The sequence below is a fragment of the Duganella sp. OV510 genome, assembly GCF_900100205.1.
In the GTDB taxonomy this organism is placed as follows: Bacteria; Pseudomonadota; Gammaproteobacteria; order Burkholderiales; family Burkholderiaceae_D; genus Rugamonas.
This window is the reverse complement of record NZ_FNEQ01000001.1, coordinates 388,474-407,376: the sequence shown is the minus strand read 5'-3', so window position 1 is coordinate 407,376 and position 18,903 is coordinate 388,474. Positions and strand designations below refer to the sequence as shown.

Here is an 18,903-nt window from a genome sequence, read left to right as displayed (position 1 = left end):
GAGATCATCATGAAAAAGCTATTTGCACTACTGGCCTTGCTCGCGGCTTTGCCGGCCATGGCCGCCACCACACAGATCGCCCAGGTGCCGCTGCTGAACATCACCGGCACCGGCACGGTCAAGCCCAACCTGATGCTGCTGTTTGATAACTCCGGCTCGATGGACCAGACCTACACGCCGGACTATGTCAATGACAACCTGTGCCGCAGCAACCTGACGCTGGCGCTGGGCGCCATGGCCTGCAATGTCGGCCATCCGCCGTTCATGAGCCCGGACTTCAACAAGCAGTATTACAATCCGGCCATCCGCTACATGGTGCCGATCAAGGCCGACGGCAGCTACTACCCGGAGCAGAACGCCGCCAACACCAGCAACTGGACGGTGGTGAGCAATGACGGCTTCGGCGCGCGCCGGGCCGACCTGTTCGGCACCGCGGGCGTCAACAACATCAACCTGGTGACTGGCTTCCCCGACCTGAAGTGGTGCGTAGTGAATGCGCTTAATCTGTGCGCATTCAATAGCGCGAGCTATACCTATCCGGACCTGCTGTACCGCACGCCGGTCGACATCACCACCGGGCCGTACTATTACACCATCGGCGTCGGCCAGTACTGCACCGACGACACCATGCGTACCTGCAAGTCGACCACCATCGGCGGGGCGGCGCCGGCCGGCTACCCGGTGCCGGTCAAGGTGCGCTGGTGCAGCGACCGCGCGCTGACCCAGTGCCAGGGCAAGCGCGTTGGCGCCTATATCTACCCGGCGTATTCGCAGCCGATCGGTGCCATCGTCTCGTACGGCACAATCGGCATCGGCGCTTCCAGCGCCGCCACTTCGCTTGGCATCAGCAATGTGCAAGTGACTGACACCAGCAACAATGTGGTCACGATCAGCAGCGGCACGGTGACGGCCAGCACCGGCACCAATAGCGCGATCAAGCAGCAGACCATGGCCAGTGCGCTGGCCGCCAACATCATCGCCACGTCAACCACCACTTTCAACAACAATCCCACGTCGGCGCGGCTGTACTTTGCCTGCGTGCGCACGCCGACCGGGCAGGCCAGCGTGCCGGCCTGCAGCACCTTCGGCATCAACCTGACGGCGGACAATGTGGTGGCGGTGGTGCCGATGCTGAGCTGCGCCGGCACTTTTGTTGTGCTCAACTGCACGCCGTACACCGATGGCACGCGCTCGGGCTGGGGCTTGTCGGCCACGTCGAGCGTCTCGCGCCTGTCGCCGGCCTCGGTGAGCTTCAGCGGCACCACCGGCAACTCGGCGCGCATCACCCTCAGTTTCAACGGCAACACCTTGATCGGCAATGCCAGCCTGGGCAATGGCCGCTCGGCGGCGCAGGTGGCCGCCTCGGTGGTCAGCGGCATCGGCACCGGCAATAGCTCGGGCCGCGCCTACATCGGCGGCAGCAGCAATTGCCCGGCGCCGCTGGGCAATACCAGCGTGTGCATCATCGACACCACCAGCACCGCCAGCGGCGGCACGATAGCGCTGTCGATCACCAATAGCGGCAGCCTGAGCTGGAACAGCACCGCCGCTGTGGTCGACACGATCCCGCTAACCTATGCCGCCATCACGCCCGGCCTGGCGGCGCCGAATGCGTTTGTGCGGGTCAACATTATCAGCGGCCAGTCCTATCCAAAGTCGGCAGAGCGCGTCGATTGCGCCGGCGCCACCTGCACCTACACCGAGGAAATGACCAATTTCGCCAATTGGTATGTGTATTACAAGAGCCGGCTGCAAATGATGAAGACGTCGGTGGGCATCGCCTTCTCGCCGATCACCGCCAACTACAAGGTGGGCTACGTCAAGCTGTCGGCGGCCGGCTCGGGTGGCGCCATCGACATGAAGCCGGCCGAATTCACCGGCGCGGCGCGCAGCACCTGGTACACCACGCTGTACAACACCACCACCTCCGGCTCGACGCCGATCCGCACCGCGATGGACAATGTCGGCCGCATGTTTGCCAACCTGTCGCCATATAACTACGCCGGCGGCCAGGAAGTGGTGCAGTACCCGTGCCAGCCGAATTTCCTGATACTGACCACTGACGGCTACTGGAACGGCAGCACCACCAACAACGTGGTCAACAACGACAACGTGGAAAGCGCGGCGCGCTTCTGCACCATCGCTTCCGGCTGCGTCGACAAGCGCGCGCAGAGCCAGCCGTCGATCGCCGACGTGGCGCTGCACTGGTACAACGGCGGCTCCAGCACCGGTACGGTGTCGCTGCGGCCGGCGCTGGAGCCCGATATGAGCAAGCCTGGCTCGGTGCCGGCAGCGGCTGGCGAAAACACCCATTTGCACATGAACACCTACACGCTGGGCCTGGGCGTGGACGGTATCATGACTTATGAGCCGAACTACGACACCGCGCCCAAGCCGGGCGGCGACTTCTACAACCTGATCACGCAGGCGCCCAGCGGCTGCCCCTGGAACGGCGGCGGCGCCTACGTCTGGCCGAATCCGGACGTGACCAGTACCGCCAGCACGGTGCAGGAGCGGGTGGATGACCTGTGGCACGCGGCCATCAACGGCCACGGCAAATATTTCAGCGCGCAAGATCCGAAAGATGTGGTCAACGGCTTGCGCGAAGCGCTGTCGAATATGCAGGTGCGCACCGGCGCGGCAGCCGCAGCGGCCACCTCCACGCCGAATATCACGCTGACCGACAACGACATCTTCTCGGCCACCTTCACCACCGTGCACTGGTACGGCGAGCTGACCGACCGCAAGATCGACACCAGTACCGGCCAGGTCATCAACACGCCGGACTGGAGCACCAACACCACCGTGGGCGCGGCGCTCAGCACGCGCCGCATCAAGATGATGAAGGCCGATCAGCTGCCCGGCACCGATCCGGTCGATTTCCTGTTCAGCGATGCGCTGATGGACGCCACCACCAAGGGCTGGTTTGCCAACAAATGCAGCATCCTGTCGCAATGCACGCTGCTGTCGGCCAGTGACAAGGGGACGGTCAACAACGGCGTCAACATGGTGAACTGGCTGCGCGGCGTGCAAACCTATGCCGATGACAACATCTTCCGCGCCTACACCACGACCACCGATGCCAACGGCAACATCGTGCCCATCGTCATTGGCGACATCGCCTCGTCCAAGCCGGCCTATGTGCGCGAGCCGCATAACAGCTATCCCGATCTGTCCTACACGCAATACAAGACCGACTACGCCGGCCGGGCCGGCACCGTATTCGTCGGCGCCAACGACGGCATGCTGCACGCCTTCAACGCCCGCACCGGCGCCGAACGCTGGGCCTATGTGCCGCGCATCGTCATGGGCAAGCTGGCGGCGCTGTCCAGCATCACCTACGGCACCAACCACCAGTTCAGCGCCGACGGTTCGCCGGAAGTCGCCGACGTGCAGATCGGCGGCGCCTGGCGCACAGTGCTGGTGGCCGGCCTGAATGCTGGCGGGCGCGGCTACTATGCGCTGGATGTGACCGAGCCGGATAGTCCCAAGGTGCTGTGGGAGTTGTGCGCCGACGCGGTGGTTTGTCCGCAGCACAACGATGTCGATCTCGGGCTGAGCTTCGGTAATCCGCAGTTCGGCAAATGGCGGGGGCGGTGGGTGGTGTTCCTGACTTCAGGCTACAACAATGTGTCGGGCACCGACGGCGTGTCCGGCGGCTCCGGCGTTGGCACGCTGTTCGTGGTCGACGTCGCCACTGGCGAAGTGCTGGCCAAGGCCGCCACCTCGGGCGATACCGGCACGCCATCCGGGCTGGCGCGCATCACCGCCATCAGCAACGATCCGCTGTCCGACCCGACCGTCACCTACATCTACGGCGGTGACGTGCTGGGGCAGATGTGGCGCTTCGACATGACCACCGAAACCGGCCCGATCGGCGTGCTGCGCATGGGCACGGCCGGCGCCACCAAGCCGATCACCACACGGCCGGACGTAACGCTGTGCGGCGTGCCGGTGACCAGCACCGACGCCAACGGCGTCACCAGCACGCGGACCACGGCGTCGCGGGTGGTGCTGTTCGGCACCGGCCGCCTGCTGGATGTGCCGGATACGTCCAATACCGATGTCCAGAGTCTGTACGCGCTCAAAGACAGCGGCACGGCGCTGGGGCCGCTGCCAACCAGCAATATGGTGCAGCAGGTGCTCAGCGTGCGCGGCTCTTCCAGCAACACGGTGACCTATGCGGTGACTGCCAACCAGGTCGACCTGTTGCAAAAAGATGGCTGGTACTTCAACTGGAACCTGAATGCCGGCGAGCGGATGAACCTGGACCCGCAGATCGTCAGCGGCGTGGCGAATGTCATCACCAACGTGCCGTCGTCGTCGTCGGCCTGCTCGGTGGGCGGCACCAGCAATCTGTACCAGATCGACGTTTGTACCGGGCAGGGCGTGAATGGCGATCCGGCCGGCGCCACGCTGTCGAATACCTCGGCGGCGGTCGGCTTCATCATCATCCGCTTGCCGAGCGGCCAGCTGAAGCTGATCACCACGCTGGCCGACGGCAGCAACATCACCAGTGCGGCCAAGGAGCTGGACACTGCCGAAGCGCACCGGGTCGGCTGGCGGCGTATAAAGGGGCAACAATAAAGGGGCAAGAGGCGGTATAATCGAGGGTTTGCAGAACCGCCTCAGATCGCAGAACACATGGTCAACGATACCGAAAACACAATCCCCGAGAATAATGACGACGCCGTTGCGGCCGCTGGTGCCAAAACGCCAGCGCTGATCGCCCGTGAAGTCCAGCGCCGCCGTACTTTCGGCATCATCTCCCACCCGGATGCGGGTAAAACCACGCTGACCGAAAAGCTGCTGCTGTTCTCGGGCGCGATCCAGATGGCCGGGACGGTCAAGGCGCGTAAATCGGGCCGCCATGCGACCTCGGACTGGATGGAGATCGAGAAGCAGCGCGGCATTTCGGTGGCCTCGTCGGTGATGCAGTTTGAATTCCGCGACCACGTGGTCAACCTGCTGGATACGCCGGGCCACCAGGACTTCTCGGAAGATACCTACCGCGTGCTGACCGCCGTCGACTCGGCGCTGATGGTGATCGACGCCGCCAAGGGCGTGGAAGCGCAGACCATCAAGCTGCTGGACGTCTGCCGCATGCGCAATACGCCGATCGTCACCTTCATGAACAAGCTGGACCGCGAAACCCGCGACCCGCTGGAACTGCTGGACGAGCTGGAATCGGTGCTGAAGATCCAGTGCGCGCCGGTGACCTGGCCGATCGGCATGGGCAAGAATTTCCGCGGTGTGTACCACCTGCTGAACGACACCATCATGCTGTTCAAGGCTGGTGAGGAAAAAGCTGACGGCGCTTTCGAGCTGATCGAAGGCATCGACAATCCGCGCCTGCAGGAAATGTTCCCGCTGGAGATGGATCAGTTGCGCATGGAAGTCGAGCTGGTGCACGGCGCCTCGAATCCCTTCAACCTGGAGCAATTCCTGGCGGGCGTGCAGACGCCGGTGTTCTTCGGTTCAGCGATCAACAACTTCGGCGTGCGCGAGATCCTGTCGGCGCTGGTCGACTGGGCGCCGGCGCCGCGCGAGCGTGACGCCACGGTGCGTTCGGTCGATCCGAAAGAAGAGCCGTTCACCGGCTTCGTGTTCAAAATCCAGGCCAATATGGACCCGGCGCACCGCGACCGCATCGCCTTCCTGCGGGTATGCTCGGGCCGTTTCGAGCGTGGCATGAAGGTCAAGCACCTGCGCCTGGGGCGTGAAGTCAAGCTGTCGTCGGTGGTGACCTTCATGGCATCGACGCGCGAACAGGTGGAAGAAGCGTATGCCGGCGACATCATCGGCCTGCCTAACCACGGCAATATGCAGATTGGCGACTCGTTCACCGAAGGCGAACAGCTGACGTTCACCGGCATTCCATTCTTCGCGCCGGACTTCTTCCGCCAGGTACGCATCCGCAACCCGCTGAAGATCAAGCAGTTGCACAAAGGTCTGCAACAGCTGGGCGAAGAAGGCGCGGTACAGGTCTTCAAGCCGGTGCAAGGTGGCGAGCTGGTGCTGGGCGCAGTCGGTGTGCTGCAGTTTGAAGTAGTCGCCAGCCGCCTGCTGAACGAATACGGCGTAGACGCCGTGTTCGAAAGCACCAGCATCAGCAGCGCGCGCTGGGTCTCCAGCGACGACCGGAAAGCGCTGTCGGACTTCGAAGACCAGTTAGGCCACAACGTCGCCTACGACGCCGCCGGCAACCTGGCCTACCTGGCCACATCCAGCGTCAACCTGCGCCTGACGCAAGAGCGCTGGCCGAAGCTGCAATTCCACGCCACCCGCGAACACTCCGCCAAGCTGTAAAACTCCGGGGTCAGTTCAAACTCCGGGGTCAGTTCTGCCAAACGTACACGGGCTCAACAGCGTTGCTGTTGAGCCCGTGTACGTTTGGCAGAACTGACCCCGGATTTAGTTGGTGGCGAGGGCGCGCAGGAGGGCGGGGACTTCGGTGCTGATTTCGCGCGCCAGGTAGCCTAGCGGGCCGTGCTTCAGGGTCAGCTGCTCGCCGGCCATCGCGTGTAACGCGACGCCCCAGGCGGCTGCTTGTTCCAGCGGCGCGCCGCGTGCGGCCAGGCCGGTGATGATGCCGGCCAGTACGTCTCCTGAGCCGGAGATCGCCAGGCCGGTGTTGCCGCCTTCGTGGCGCCACTGCTGCGCGCTGGCGTCGGCGATGACCGTTAGTGCACCTTTTAATACTACCGTGGCGTGCCAGCGCTGCGCCGCCAGCCGCGCGGCCGCTTCCGGCTGCGACTGGATGTCGGCCTTGTCGGCGCCGGTCAGGCCGGCGAGTTCGCCTGCATGCGGCGTCAGCAGCACGGGACTCGTGAAGCGGAAGCCGCCCGGCGTCTGTGCTTCGTTGCAGTCGGCGTCGCGCGCGGCGATGCTCATGCCAGCCGCATCAAGTATCAGTGGTTTGTCGGCACAGCAGGGCAGCAGCGCGCGGACCAGCTGGCAGCAAGCGGCGTCGTCTTGCATGCCGGGGCCGATCAGGACGGCGCTGGCTTGGCCGGCAACGTGCTGCACGGCGCCGCTATCGTCGACTCGCAGGCCGCCTTCTGCTGTCTCTGGCAGGCCAATCACGCGTGCTTCCGGCACGGCGACGCCGATTTGTGGCGCTACGCTGGCCGCCGTGGCAATTACCAGCTTGCCGGTGCCGGCACGCAGGGCTGCGTTGGCGGCAAGCAGCACGGCGCCCGGCATCTCCTTCGATCCGGCGATGATCAGCACGTATCCTCGTGCATCTTTGTCGGCATCGGCCTCCGGCATCGGCAGCGGCCAGTCACGTAGCAGACGGGCGTTGATGGTGTCGTTCATGGGTTGGCCGCCGCTGGCTGGTCTTTTTCATGCGTCACCGGCGTGCCGGATTGCTCCAGCGGGGCGACAAAGTTGGCTTGCACCAGCATCAGCTTGCCATGCTTGCCTGCCTCCGGGTCGAAACGGTATTCGGTGATGCCGCAATTCGGCACGTCGCTGGCGCGATCGATGGCGAGAATGGCGTCCTCATCCAGCCGCTCCAGCAGGTAGCGGAAGCAGTTGACGATGACCTGGTGCGCGACAATCAGCACGCGTTCGCCCCGGTATTCCCGGCTGATCGTGTCTATTACGCTGCGCAGCCGCAGAATGACGTCGCACCAGCTTTCGCCGCCAGGTGGCCGGAAGTAAAACTTTCCGACGTGGGCACGCTGCTCGGCCAGTTCGGGATATTTGTCGTGGATGCCCAGCGGCGTCAGCCGGTCGAGAATGCCGAATTCCTTTTCGCGCAGGCGTTCGTCAACGGCGATGGTCAGCTGCTCGCGGTCCAGCCGTTCCAGTACCGCCTGGGCGGTGGCGCGTGCCCGCACATACGGGGAGTACAGCACCACAGTCGGCTGCGCTTCGGGCCCGAGAGCCTGAAACCACGCGCTCATGGCGACGGATTGACGCTGTCCCAGTTTGGATAACGGCACGTCGACGTCACGGTCGGCAATATCGATCAGGAATTGTTTTCCCACTTCAGCGGCATCGCGCGCGACATTGCCGGCGCTTTGCCCATGCCGGACCAGCCAGAGTTGCTGCGGCCATTTCTGTTCCATTAGCCTATCCTTTTGAGATCGAGTTCGACCCACACCGGGGTGTGATCGCTGGGCTTCTCGCGTCCGCGCACTTCACGGTCGACCTCGGCTTTGACGAGCGCCGGTGCCAGCGATGGGCTGAGCAGCAGGTGATCAATGCGCAGTCCCGCGTCACGGCCATATGCGTTGCGGAAATAATCCCAGAACGTATAAATCTTTTCACCCGGATGCATGGTGCGGAGCGCATCAGTCCAGCCTTGCGCCAGCAGGCGATGATAGGCTTCCCTGACTTCGGGACGAAATAATGCGTCATCCAGCCAGCGCTCGGGCTTGTAAACATCCAGCTCTGTTGGCATGACATTAAAATCGCCGGCCAATATCGCAGGACTATCCAGCAGTTTTTCGGCATGCACGATCAGCCGCTCGAACCATTTTAATTTGTAATCGAATTTTGGACCTGACGCGGGATTGCCATTAGGCAGATATAAACCACCGATTAATATCCCATCCACCACCGCTTCGATATACCGGCTTTGGCTATCTTCCGGATCACCGGGCAGGCGTCGTCCTGTTTCGATAGGCAACTGCCCACGTGCCAATATTGCTACGCCGTTCCAGCTCTTTTGACCGTGCCAGATAGCTTGATAACCCGCCGCATTAATCGCATCCACCGGGAATTTCTCCTGTGGCGCTTTTAATTCTTGCAGGCAGACGACATCCGGCCGGGTTTCTTCCAGCCATTGCAGCAGGGCAGGGAGGCGGGCACCTATGCCGTTGACGTTGAAGGTGGCGATACGCATAAGACAAGTATGCGCTGCCCAGCCCCTGTTGCACGTGCGCCAGCGCACGAAAAACCGTGCAGTCATGCCAGTTGTTGGCGTGTTCGTGCTCACCACTGGCATGTCCCGGCAAGCGGACGACACAAGGAGCTTGACATCTACTCAGGTTGAGATTACTGTATTATTCAACTAATACACAAATACAACCATCATGGCCCCGCATACTTCCAGCCTGTTCTCGATAGCGACCGGATCGTCCGATCCTATCTATCGCCAATTGATCGAACAGGTCCGGCGATTAATTGCCGCAGCTGTATTGAAACCCGGTGACATTTTACCGTCGGTGCGTGATGTGGCCGTGGCATTGGCAGTGAATCCAATGACGGTATCCAAAGCTTATAACATGCTGGAAATCGAAGGTTTATTAAGCCGTGCACGAGGTATCGGCATGCGGGTAGCCGAAGGGAGTAAGCCACAGGGACGCGAGACGCTGTTGATTCCAACGCTGGAGCGAGCAGCCGCTGAAGCCAGGCAATTGGAATTGGATGCGGAAACCGTTATCGCACTGTTCACCAAAATTCTTGGAGAAAATAAATGAAGTCAATTGTCGACATTGCGAATCTGCATAAAGCTTTCGGTAAGCAGCAGGTATTGCAGGGAATTAACTGGAATATTGAACCAGGCAAGGTCATTGGCTTGCTCGGCCGCAATGGCGCCGGTAAGTCAACCCTTCTGGAATGCCTGCTGGGACTGCGGGAAGCCGACGCAGGCAGCATCGCGCTATTCGGCCAAAAGGCAATGGACAACGAAATCCGCGCGAATATTGGCTACGTTCCGCAAAAATCCGAGCTGTTTGAGTGGTTGACGCCAGTGCAACTTCTCGACTATTTCAAGGCCTTGTACCCGCGCTGGAATCAGGTCAAGGTGGACGCCCTGGTCCAGCGCTGGGGTTTCGGAGGCGAACTCAAGGACAAGCAGATCAGTCAGCTATCAGGCGGGCAAAAGCAGCGCTTGTCGATCATCCGCGCCTTGGCCCACGATCCGAAATTGCTGGTGCTGGACGAGCCAGTCGCCAGCCTGGACCCGGCCGGCCGTCGGGAATTTTTGCAAGAACTCATCAGCAGCGTGGTGGAACGCGACACCACTGTCATCTTTTCCACCCATATCCTGTCCGACCTGGAGCGGGTGGCGCTGGACGTGGCGTTCCTGCAAGGCGGCAAAATCGTGCTGCAAGGCCCCATGGATGAGTTGCTTGAGGGTAAAAATCTCAGCCTGGAGGATTTGTTCTTTGAGGTGACCAAATGAACGCCGCCACCCGCCACGGGTATCGCATCCTGCTTGCGCAACTGGTCAACAATACGGCGAGCTTCCGGATGATGAAGCGCATCACGCTGCTGCTGGTGGTGGCGGAAATTGTTCTGCTCAGTCTGTACAGCGCCGGTACGGAGGCGCCGCTGCCGCTGCTGATGATTGCCGTGCCCTGGGGCATGCTGCAAACGTGGTGCGGTTCCTTCATGAGCAGCGCCGTGCTACAGAACCGTCCGGAATACGCCTGCCTGGTGCCGCACTTGCGCTCGCGTCTGATGGTGCTGACCGCCGCGCTTTACTGCGCCAATTCCGTGCTGCTGGGGCTGCTGACCGGCGTGGTGTTTGGTCATCCCGGCTACGGCCTGTTGGCAGGCATGACAATTTCCACGTTGTCGATGTTCATGCATCGATTTAATGTGCTGGCCTGGGTGATGGCTTTCGTGGTTCCGGCGATCATACCGCTGGTGTTCAACGTTCTGCCGCATGTCCTGATCGCGATTGATCGGGAACTGCTGCTTACTGCCGTCGGCGTGCTCATCATGCTGCCATTGGGCGCCTGCGGCTTGCAGCTGATTTTTCCTCGGGGCGGAGAACGGCATTGGGCATGGCACGCCAGGTTTACCCGCCAGCAGAACGCCATGGCCGGCAAGACCGCCAAAATATCGGCGGTGCAGGGCGGTCAGCGTTGGCAGCGATGGATCGGGCGCCTGTATGCTGGCGCGCTACGCCAAGATAGCCAGCCCGGCGTCGCTCCGGCGCGCAGGATGATGCATGTGCTGGGGCCGGCCGCGTACGGCGGCAGCTATATGGCCTATGCGCTGCTGACGACGGTGGGCGCGTTGGTAATTGGCATGCTCTGCCTGGACGGTGGCAACCGCAGCGGCGTGCTGGCGGCGGCAGGCTGCCTGCAACTGAGCGCCGCGCTTGCTTATGTCATCAGCGTGGTCGACAACGTGCCACGCTACAGCGCCGAGCAACGCATGTATTTCCTGACGCCGGCCGCGCCAGCCGTTGCCGATATCAACCGTATGATCGGCAAGACGCTGCTGCGCCGCTTCTTCTGCGTATGGTTGGTGACGCTGGTCTGCGCTGTGGTGCTGGATTCGGTTGCCATGGGTAGATTCGGCCTGCGTGGCAGCAGCTTTGCGCTGGCGATGGGAATGTTGTGGGTTGCAAGGCCGCTGATGCGCGATTATGCCACCATGCAGCCAGACAGCGGCAGACTCGACGGTATGGTGGCCATCGTGCTGGTGACGTTGATCATTCTTGCCATCATGGCCGTTGCGGACCGGGCGCCAGCCTTTCCGTGGTACGAAATTGGTGTGGCGTCCGGCATCGCCGCCGCCATCAATCTGGCCATGCGCTGGCGCAAGCTGATGGCGATGCCACCGGTATTGCCTGCTGGCCGGCTGGCGGCTTGATCAGTTTTGCAGCACCAGCCCGAGCGTCACGATGCGCTTGCCCATAGTGCAGTCGATTTGCAGGTGGTCGGGAAGCAGCGCGTGGGCGTAGCCAAGCTGAAAACGCGGCCGGCCGCGCTGCTGGCCATAGCCTTCTGCCGTTAGCGAGTTGCGTTCGTTGAGTTTGAACTCGGCGCCGATGCCCCACGTGGCATCGGTGCTGCGCGTGGCTTGCGTGCGCACCACGCCGGCGTTCAGGTGCAGCAGCACATTGTCAGCAAGCAGTGAAAAGCTGAGTGGCACATTCAGCGACAGGTCGCCGTCCAGCCCGCGTCCGGTGCGGAACTGGTTGGCCAGCACCATGCCGATACCCCAGCCGCCGGCTTCCAGCGTCTTGAACACGGTCTTGGCCTGCAGGCGTGCATAGTGGGTACGGCTGGCGTCATCCTCCATCCAGGCGCCGCCGACCGCCAGTTCCCAGTCGCCGCCGACGTTGCACGCGGGCGTCGCCCAGTATTCACGTGTCTCGCCGGCGCGCTGGGCGTAAGTCTCCAACTGGCATTGGCCAGGCGAGGCGATGGCGGCATCGTCCACCGTCAGCGGGCGGCCGGCGTGGGCGGGCAGGGAGGCGCAGGCCAGCAGGCCAGCGCCGATCGCGCGGTGCGACCGGGTCAGGGTGTTCAGCAAGGTCATCAGGGTATCAGGGGCAGGGATCGCGACGGGATCACAGTGCGGCCGATTCTATCAGTCCGTGCCGGCGGGTAACATTACAGTCAGGATAATTTACGGCTGAGCCACAACACATCCACCGCCGCACCGATCCAGCAGATGAATACCACCGCCGAGGCGAGGTTGGTGGCGGCGTTGTCGACACCGGAGGCGTGCACGCGCTCCAGAATGACGAACGGATCGATAGCCAGTTTGCCGCTGGTGATCTCGTCCGCCAGCTGGCTGGCCAGTTGCAATACGGTCCGCAGCAGGTATAACACGGCAATCGCCGCAGGGACCAGGAACAGCATGCCGCGCACTGTGCGCCGTGGCCGCAGCGCCAGATGGCCTAGTCCGGGGAACAGCAAGGCGGAAATGAGTGCTGGTGCCGTTGATGCTTTCAATATCGCTCCTGTTGTTACTTTATGCCGATTGATCGAACGCAAGATTGCTCATCGGCAGCGAGCGTAGATTACAACATCTTGGCTGCGAGGGGGAATCATGCGTGCTTCGACTATTATCGCTGTGCTGGCGACTTGCGTGGCGCACGCCGCGTGTCGTGCAGGCCATGCTCAGTAAACTGCGGATAGGGCCGAAGCTGCTGCTGGCGCCAGGCGTGGTGCTGATCTTGCTGATTGCGTTGTCGGCAGGCGCCTACCTTGGCCTGTTGCGGCAGAACCAGTCGCTCGACAACATGGTACAGCAACGCGCCGTGCGCCTGAAGGCGGCAGCCGACCTGGTGGCCAGCGCGCACCAGGCGCACACGCAAATCTACCAGCTGCTGACCTGGGTCAACGGCAGCTTTTCGGCATCGCGGGTGGATGCGCTGGTGCGCGAGATCAACCTGCACCACGCGGCGCTGGACCGCCAGTTCGCGCAGCTGGAAATCGCCACCCAGGGTGATCCGGCCGAGCGGCGCTTCGTGGCGCAGTCACAAGCCGCGCACGCGGTCTACGTCAAGGCGGTGCGCGAGGTGATCGAGCTGGCGATGGCCGATCAGTCGATCGCGGCCAACGCCATGGCCAAGGCAGGGCGGGCGTTTGATGTGGTCGAGCAGCGCTTGCAGGAACTCAGCCGGCTGGAGCAAAGTCTGAGCGAGCGCGCCTACGCCGACGCCGAAACCGATTTTCGCGTGCTGTCGACCTGGATGCCGATTGTGGTGGCCTTGTCGATCGCGCTCTCGCTGCTGGTCAGCATGGCGGTGCGCAACGCCATGCTGAAGGAGGTGCGCGAGATCGGCGCGGCGGCGCTTGACCTTGCCGAGGGCAACCTGACGGTGCGCCAGCGCGTCTACGGCAAGGACGAAATCGCCGAAACCTCGCGCGCGCTGGACACCAGCATCCGCAACCTCAACACCACCTTGAAAACCATTCTGGCGACGGCGCATTCCATCGACAGCGCCTCGCGCGAGATCGCCCACGGCAACGCGCTGCTGGCCCGTCGTGGCCACGCGCAGGTCGGCACGCTGGGGAGTGCCGGCAGTACCATGCAGCAGATCAGCACGCGGGTGTCACAGCTTGCCAGCGATGCTGAACTGGCGGGCGAACTGGCCCACTGCACCAACAGCTTTGCCGCGCGCAGCGGCAGTGTGGTGCAGCGGCTGGTGGTGACGATGGCGTCGCTGCGCGGCAGCTCGCGGCGCGTGGTGGAGGTGGCCGGCATCATCGATGGCCTGGCGGTGCAGACGCATATGCTGGCGCTGAGCGCATCGATGGAGGCGGCCCGCGCCGGCGAGCATGGGCAGCGCTTTGCGATCGTCGCCGGCGAGGTGCGCACGCTGGCGCAGCGCTCGGCGTCGGCGGCGCTGGACATCAAGGCGGCGGTGGCGGATGCCGTGGCAGACATCGATTACGGCACCCGCTCGGTGGAGGAAGCCGGCGCCAGCATGGCGGAAATCGCCGATTCGGCACGCCAGGTCGGCAAGCTGCTGGAACAGATCGGCAACGGCAATGTGCAGCAGGCGCAGGACGTGCAGGAGGTGCAGCAGGCCGTCGTCAGCATGGATCAGGTGACGCAGCAGAATCTGGCGCTGGTCCAGCAGGCCGCTGCTGCCGCCAGCAGTTTGCAGCGGCAGGCGCTGTATCTATCGGAAGCGGTGGCCACCTTCAAGCTGGATGAAGGGGCGGAACCGCCGGATAATACGCGCCCGGCCGGCAGCCAGCGCGTGGTGCGGCTGCGGCTGGCGTCGGTGCGGAATTAGGCGGCGACGGCGCGCCAGCGGTCGCCATCCTTGCGGATGTAGTGGGCGAAGACGTAGCGCCACGGCATGGCCAGCGGGATGATGATGGCGACCGCGCATTCGATCGCCGTGCCGGCGATGCTGTCGTCCATGGTGCCGCTTTGCCAGGCCGGCATGGCGACCAGCAGCAGCCACAACGACTTCCAGATCAGCTCCCAGAACAGCACCGGCAGCATCTGCAGCGGATAGCGGATGCCAATGATGCACAGCAGGCTAAACGCGGTCAGCATGCACTTGACCACACCCTGCGCCAGGCCCCACGGCTCGGCGTGCTGGAGCACACCTGGCCATACCACCAGCGCCAGTCCCAGCGCGATAATCAGATAGACGGCTCTCAGCGAATACAGGCGAAACAGCGATACTTGTGGCATGGCGTAGCTCTCCGTGGTTGGGATTATTCGACTTCTTTCAGCACTTTTTCGATGGCGATGATGCGCGTTTGCAGGTCGGCCAGCGCAGCGGCAGCCTGCTCCTGCGCGGCGACCGCGCGTTCGGCGATGGCGCGGTAGGAGGCTTCGTTCTCGGCTTGCAGCTGCGCCTTCTTGATGGTGGTCTGTGCGCGCACCAGGAAGATCATGAAGATGGTGCCGAAGAAGATGGCCAGGGTGGTCAGATAAACGGGTTCAGACATATGCGCCTCTATTTTTCAGGGTTGTTGGTCAGGGTTGCCACTGCTTCAGCGATCATCGCGGGCGTCAGGTCGATGGCGAAGCGCGTGGTGTCGAAAAAGTTCAACGCCTTGCCATCTTCCGACAATTCCATCTGGCTGGTCACCAGCCCGGCTTCCTCCAGTTTCTGCAAATGCAGATGCAGCAAGGGGCGGCTGATATTCAACTCGCGCGCCAGCTGGCTGACATAATTCCGCCCACCGGACGCCAGCGCCGCCACCACCCGCAAACGGTGCGGGTTGGACAGCGCCGCCAACGCTGCCAGCAACTGATCGCCTGTGAGATGTTTTGATTTCATGTGTAAAGAATACCTGACAGGTGTAAGCAACGCAAGCAAAAAAAATCCCGGCGCGTGGCCGGGACTTCAGTGGAGCGATACGCGCTTATTCGTAGTCGCTGATCGGCGCGCAGCCGCAGAACAGGTTGCGGTCGCCGTAGACGTTGTCGGCGCGGCCGACTGGCGGCCAGTACTTCTGCTTGCGCAGCGATGGCAGCGGATAGGCAGCCACTTCACGCGAGTACTTGCGGTCCCAGACGTCGGCGGTCAGCACTTCAGCGGTGTGCGGCGCGAACTTCAGCGGGTTGTTCAGCTTGTCGAACTCGCCGCTTTCCACTTTGGCGATCTCGCTGCGGATGGCGATCATGGCGTCGATGAAGCGGTCCATCTCGGCTTTCGATTCCGATTCGGTCGGCTCGATCATCAGCGTGCCCGGCACCGGGAACGACATGGTCGGTGCGTGGAAGCCGAAGTCCATCAGGCGTTTGGCCACGTCTTCGTTGCTGATGCCGGTGGCGTCCTGCAGCGGGCGCAGGTCGATAATGCACTCATGCGCCACCAGGCCGTCGTGGCCCGCGTACAGAACAGGGAAGTGCGGCGACAGGCGGCGCGCGATGTAGTTGGCGTTGAGGATCGCGGTTTCGGTCGCAGCGGTCAGGCCTTCCGCGCCCATCATGGCGATGTACATCCACGAAATCGGCAGGATCGATGCCGAGCCGTATGGCGCGGCCGACACCGAACCGATGCCGGCGTTGTCGCGGATATAGCCGGTCGAACGCTGGTTCGGCAGGAACTTGGCCAGGTGTGCGCCAACGCCGATCGGGCCGACGCCCGGGCCACCACCGCCGTGTGGAATGCAGAAGGTCTTGTGCAGGTTCAGGTGCGAAACGTCGCCGCCGAACGCGCCGGGTGCGGCCACGCCGACCAGTGCATTCATGTTGGCGCCGTCGACGTACACCTGGCCGCCGTGGCTGTGGACGATGTCGCACAGTTCGCGAATGCCTTCTTCAAACACGCCGTGGGTCGAAGGGTAGGTGACCATGACGCAGGCCAGATTTGCGGAGTGCTGTTCTGCTTTGGCTTTCAGGTCGGCCAGGTCGACGTTGCCGTTGGCGTCGCAGGCGGTCACCACCACCTGCATGCCGACCATCGACGCCGATGCCGGGTTGGTGCCGTGCGCCGACGATGGAATCAGGCAGATGTTGCGGTGGCCTTCGCCACGCGACTGGTGGTAAGCCTGGATCACCAGCAGGCCGGCGTATTCGCCCTGCGAACCGGCGTTAGGCTGCAGCGAAATGGCGGCGTAGCCGGTCACTGCGCACAGCATCTCTTCCAGCGAGGCGATCATTTCGCGGTAGCCGACGGTTTGCGCTTCCGGTGCGAACGGGTGGATGGTCGAGAATTCCGGCCACGTCACCGGGATCATTTCGCTGGTGGCATTCAGCTTCATGGTGCAGGAGCCCAGCGGGATCATGGTGCGGTCCAGCGCCAGGTCCTTGTCGGCCAGCGAGCGCAGGTAGCGCAGCATCTCGGTTTCCGAGTGATAGCGGTTGAAGACCGGGTGCGTCAGGTAGGCCGACGAACGTGCCAGCGCTTCAGGGAATGCTTGTGCGACGGCGGCTTCGACGGTGTCGAAGTCCGGGCCATGGGCCGGGCCGCCAATCGGGTGCGAGAACACGGTCCACAGCAGCGCGATGTCTTCGCGGGTGGCGGTTTCGTCCAGCGACACGCCGATGTGGGTGGCGTCGATCACGCGCAGGTTGACGCCGTGCGAGTGGGCCGATGCATGCAACTGCTCGGCGTTTTTGACATTGACGGTCAGGGTGTCGAACCAGCTGTCGTTGGTGATGGTGTAGCCCAGCGTTTTCAGGTTGGACGCCAGCACGCCGGTCAGGCGGTGCACGCGCTGAGCGATCTGCTGCAGGCCCTGCGGGCCGTGGTAGACGGCGTACATCGACGCCATCACCGCCAGCAGCACCTGCGCGGTGCAGATGTTGGAAGTGGCTTTTTCGCGGCGGATGTGCTGCTCGCGGGTTTGCAGCGCCAGGCGGTAGGCCTTGTTGCCCTGCGCGTCGATGGTGACGCCAACCAGGCGGCCAGGCATCGAGCGTTTGAATTCGTCGCGGGTGGCCATGTAGCCGGCGTGCGGGCCGCCGAAGCCCAGCGGTACGCCGAAGCGCTGCGAGTTACCTACCACCACGTCGGCGCCCCATTCGCCAGGTGGCGTCAACATGGTCAGCGCCAGCAGGTCGGCGGCGGCTACCACCATCGCGCCCTTGGCCTTGATGGCTTCCACGTCGGCCTTGTAGTCACGCACATTGCCGTTCACGCCAGGGTATTGCAGCAGCACGCCGAAGCATTCGCCGACACCGGCCAGCTCTGCCGGGTGGAACAGCTTGACCTCGATCTCCAGCGGCCTGGCGCGGGTCTGCACCACCTCCAGCGTCTGCGGCAGCACATCGTCGGCGACGTAGAACACATTGGATTTTGATTTGCTGACGCGCTGTATCAGCGTCATCGCCTCGGCGGCAGCAGTGCCTTCGTCCAGCATGGAGGCATTGGCGATGCCCATGCCGGTCAGGTCGGTGATGGTCTGCTGGAAGTTCAGGATGGCTTCCAGGCGGCCTTGCGAAATCTCTGGCTGGTAAGGCGTGTAGGCGGTGTACCAGGCCGGGTTTTCAAAGATGTTACGCAGGACGACGTTGGGCGTCAGCGTGTTGTAGTAGCCCTGGCCGATCAGCGACTTCAGTACCTTGTTTTTCGACGCGATTTTTTTCAGCTTGTTCAGCGCTTCGTTTTCCGGCATCGGCTGTGCGTAGGCGCCCAGCGGCAGGTCGGCCTTGTTGCGGATGTTGGCAGGCACGATGGCGTCAATCAGGGCGGCGCGCGTGGCGTAGCCGAGTACCGACAGCATCTCCTGCTGTTCGGTGGCGTCCGGGCCGATGTGACGGGCGATGAAAGCGTCGCGCGCTTCGAGTTGGGTCAGGCTGGTGCGGGTCATGGTTTGTCAGGGCTGGCTAGAGGAGGGATAGACAAAAAGGCCAGCGCGGAGCTGGCCTTGTGGCGCCGATCAGGCGCCGATGTTTTTGCTGTAACCGGCTGCGTCCAGCAGGCCGTTGATGGCGGCGGCGTCGGCTGGCTTGATCTTGAACAGCCAGTTGGCGTAAGCATCGGCGTTGATCGACTCTGGCGCATTGACCACGTCGTCGTTGACGGCAACCACTTCGCCCGATACCGGTGCGTAGATGTCGGAAGCGGCTTTTACCGACTCCACCACGGCGGCGTCGTCGCCGGCGGTGTAGCTGGTGCCGACTTTCGGCAGTTCGACGAAGACGATATCGCCCAGTGCGTCCTGTGCGTACTCGGTAATGCCTACAGTGACGGTGCCGTCAGCTTCAGCGCGTACCCACTCGTGGGATTCGGTGTACTTCAGGTCTGCAGGAATGTTCATGTGCTAATGCTCCAGA

At 62.8% G+C, this 18,903-nt stretch carries 16 protein-coding genes; 6 read left to right on the top strand and 10 right to left on the bottom strand.

The genetic code is table 11. From position 1 onward, the window contains the following. The first annotated feature begins 9 nt into the window (after positions 1 to 9). Entirely contained in the window at positions 10 to 4,587 is a 4,578-nt protein-coding gene (locus tag BLS51_RS01935; RefSeq protein ID WP_090179162.1) for a pilus assembly protein, read from the top strand. Between the two features lie 57 nt (positions 4,588 to 4,644). After that, entirely contained in the window at positions 4,645 to 6,309 is a 1,665-nt protein-coding gene (locus BLS51_RS01930; protein ID WP_090179165.1) for a peptide chain release factor 3, read from the top strand. A 105-nt stretch (positions 6,310 to 6,414) separates the two neighbouring features. Here BLS51_RS01930 and BLS51_RS01925 read toward each other — a convergent pair whose 3' ends face one another. From BLS51_RS01925 to xth, 3 genes are read right to left on the bottom strand one after another with little or no spacing between them, the layout of a single operon-like run. After that, entirely contained in the window at positions 6,415 to 7,320 is a 906-nt protein-coding gene (locus tag BLS51_RS01925; RefSeq protein WP_090179168.1) for an NAD(P)H-hydrate dehydratase, read from the bottom strand. Beyond that, the gene (locus BLS51_RS01920; protein WP_090179171.1) at positions 7,317 to 8,078 is read right to left on the bottom strand and encodes a histidine phosphatase family protein; all 762 of its coding nucleotides are present in this window, start codon (positions 8,076 to 8,078) and stop codon (positions 7,317 to 7,319) included. Before BLS51_RS01920 ends, BLS51_RS01925 begins: the two co-directional genes overlap by 4 nt. Then, positions 8,078 to 8,857 carry an exodeoxyribonuclease III gene (xth, locus tag BLS51_RS01915; protein ID WP_090179174.1) on the bottom strand — a complete coding sequence of 260 codons (780 nt, stop codon included), beginning with the start codon at positions 8,855 to 8,857 and terminating at the stop codon, positions 8,078 to 8,080. The genes BLS51_RS01920 and xth overlap by 1 nt, the downstream gene beginning before the upstream one ends. Before the next feature lie 190 nt (positions 8,858 to 9,047). Here xth and BLS51_RS01910 point away from each other — a divergent pair, with 190 nt between their 5' ends. Genes BLS51_RS01910 through BLS51_RS01900 form a run of 3 tightly spaced genes read left to right on the top strand, consistent with a single transcriptional unit; the run spans position 9,048 to position 11,565 of the window. Continuing rightward, the gene (locus BLS51_RS01910; RefSeq protein ID WP_090179177.1) at positions 9,048 to 9,434 is read left to right on the top strand and encodes a GntR family transcriptional regulator; all 387 of its coding nucleotides are present in this window, start codon (positions 9,048 to 9,050) and stop codon (positions 9,432 to 9,434) included. After that, the gene (locus BLS51_RS01905) at positions 9,431 to 10,141 is read left to right on the top strand and encodes an ABC transporter ATP-binding protein (protein ID WP_090179181.1); all 711 of its coding nucleotides are present in this window, start codon (positions 9,431 to 9,433) and stop codon (positions 10,139 to 10,141) included. Before BLS51_RS01910 ends, BLS51_RS01905 begins: the two co-directional genes overlap by 4 nt. After that, positions 10,138 to 11,565: a hypothetical protein gene (locus BLS51_RS01900; RefSeq protein ID WP_090179183.1), complete on the top strand. Its 1,428-nt coding sequence runs from the start codon at positions 10,138 to 10,140 to the stop codon at positions 11,563 to 11,565. The genes BLS51_RS01905 and BLS51_RS01900 overlap by 4 nt, the downstream gene beginning before the upstream one ends. Here the strand turns inward: BLS51_RS01900 and BLS51_RS01895 are convergent, their stop codons facing one another. Continuing rightward, positions 11,566 to 12,237: a hypothetical protein gene (locus tag BLS51_RS01895; protein ID WP_090179187.1), complete on the bottom strand. Its 672-nt coding sequence runs from the start codon at positions 12,235 to 12,237 to the stop codon at positions 11,566 to 11,568. An 80-nt stretch (positions 12,238 to 12,317) separates the two neighbouring features. Continuing rightward, a complete protein-coding gene (locus BLS51_RS01890) occupies positions 12,318 to 12,656 on the bottom strand; it encodes a hypothetical protein (RefSeq protein WP_090179190.1) in 339 nt (112 codons plus the stop codon). A 164-nt stretch (positions 12,657 to 12,820) separates the two neighbouring features. Here BLS51_RS01890 and BLS51_RS01885 point away from each other — a divergent pair, with 164 nt between their 5' ends. Continuing rightward, positions 12,821 to 14,452 carry a methyl-accepting chemotaxis protein gene (locus BLS51_RS01885; RefSeq protein WP_090179194.1) on the top strand — a complete coding sequence of 544 codons (1,632 nt, stop codon included), beginning with the start codon at positions 12,821 to 12,823 and terminating at the stop codon, positions 14,450 to 14,452. Here the strand turns inward: BLS51_RS01885 and BLS51_RS01880 are convergent. From BLS51_RS01880 to gcvH, 5 genes are all read right to left on the bottom strand, one after another. After that, positions 14,449 to 14,862 (bottom strand): hypothetical protein, encoded by a 414-nt coding sequence (locus tag BLS51_RS01880; RefSeq protein ID WP_090179197.1) that lies wholly within the window; start codon positions 14,860 to 14,862, stop codon positions 14,449 to 14,451. The genes BLS51_RS01885 and BLS51_RS01880 overlap by 4 nt on opposite strands. Before the next feature lie 23 nt (positions 14,863 to 14,885). Continuing rightward, positions 14,886 to 15,122, bottom strand: a complete 237-nt coding sequence (locus tag BLS51_RS01875) for a hypothetical protein (RefSeq protein ID WP_090179200.1) — start codon at positions 15,120 to 15,122, stop codon at positions 14,886 to 14,888. An 8-nt stretch (positions 15,123 to 15,130) separates the two neighbouring features. After that, positions 15,131 to 15,457 carry an ArsR/SmtB family transcription factor gene (locus BLS51_RS01870; protein ID WP_090179205.1) on the bottom strand — a complete coding sequence of 109 codons (327 nt, stop codon included), beginning with the start codon at positions 15,455 to 15,457 and terminating at the stop codon, positions 15,131 to 15,133. Between the two features lie 85 nt (positions 15,458 to 15,542). After that, positions 15,543 to 18,437: an aminomethyl-transferring glycine dehydrogenase gene (gcvP, locus tag BLS51_RS01865; RefSeq protein WP_090179211.1), complete on the bottom strand. Its 2,895-nt coding sequence runs from the start codon at positions 18,435 to 18,437 to the stop codon at positions 15,543 to 15,545. A 69-nt stretch (positions 18,438 to 18,506) separates the two neighbouring features. Further along, positions 18,507 to 18,887 carry a glycine cleavage system protein GcvH gene (gcvH, locus tag BLS51_RS01860; protein WP_090179214.1) on the bottom strand — a complete coding sequence of 127 codons (381 nt, stop codon included), beginning with the start codon at positions 18,885 to 18,887 and terminating at the stop codon, positions 18,507 to 18,509. Positions 18,888 to 18,903: the final 16 nt, after the last annotated feature.

Excerpts from the sequence above, each read along its gene's own strand:
- BLS51_RS01895 (WP_090179187.1), bottom strand. The coding sequence starts at position 12,237 with ATGACCTTGCTGAACACCCTGACCCGGTCGCACCGCGCGATCGGCGCT.
- xth (WP_090179174.1), bottom strand. The coding sequence starts at position 8,857 with ATGCGTATCGCCACCTTCAACGTCAACGGCATAGGTGCCCGCCTCCCT.
- BLS51_RS01930 (WP_090179165.1), top strand. The coding sequence starts at position 4,645 with ATGGTCAACGATACCGAAAACACAATCCCCGAGAATAATGACGACGCC.
- BLS51_RS01875 (WP_090179200.1), bottom strand. The coding sequence starts at position 15,122 with ATGTCTGAACCCGTTTATCTGACCACCCTGGCCATCTTCTTCGGCACC.
- BLS51_RS01905 (WP_090179181.1), top strand. The coding sequence starts at position 9,431 with ATGAAGTCAATTGTCGACATTGCGAATCTGCATAAAGCTTTCGGTAAG.
- gcvP (WP_090179211.1), bottom strand. The coding sequence starts at position 18,437 with ATGACCCGCACCAGCCTGACCCAACTCGAAGCGCGCGACGCTTTCATC.
- BLS51_RS01925 (WP_090179168.1), bottom strand. The coding sequence starts at position 7,320 with ATGAACGACACCATCAACGCCCGTCTGCTACGTGACTGGCCGCTGCCG.
- BLS51_RS01920 (WP_090179171.1), bottom strand. The coding sequence starts at position 8,078 with ATGGAACAGAAATGGCCGCAGCAACTCTGGCTGGTCCGGCATGGGCAA.
- gcvH (WP_090179214.1), bottom strand. The coding sequence starts at position 18,887 with ATGAACATTCCTGCAGACCTGAAGTACACCGAATCCCACGAGTGGGTA.
- BLS51_RS01870 (WP_090179205.1), bottom strand. The coding sequence starts at position 15,457 with ATGAAATCAAAACATCTCACAGGCGATCAGTTGCTGGCAGCGTTGGCG.
- BLS51_RS01885 (WP_090179194.1), top strand. The coding sequence starts at position 12,821 with ATGCTCAGTAAACTGCGGATAGGGCCGAAGCTGCTGCTGGCGCCAGGC.
- BLS51_RS01900 (WP_090179183.1), top strand. The coding sequence starts at position 10,138 with ATGAACGCCGCCACCCGCCACGGGTATCGCATCCTGCTTGCGCAACTG.
- BLS51_RS01935 (WP_090179162.1), top strand. The coding sequence starts at position 10 with ATGAAAAAGCTATTTGCACTACTGGCCTTGCTCGCGGCTTTGCCGGCC.
- BLS51_RS01910 (WP_090179177.1), top strand. The coding sequence starts at position 9,048 with ATGGCCCCGCATACTTCCAGCCTGTTCTCGATAGCGACCGGATCGTCC.
- BLS51_RS01880 (WP_090179197.1), bottom strand. The coding sequence starts at position 14,862 with ATGCCACAAGTATCGCTGTTTCGCCTGTATTCGCTGAGAGCCGTCTAT.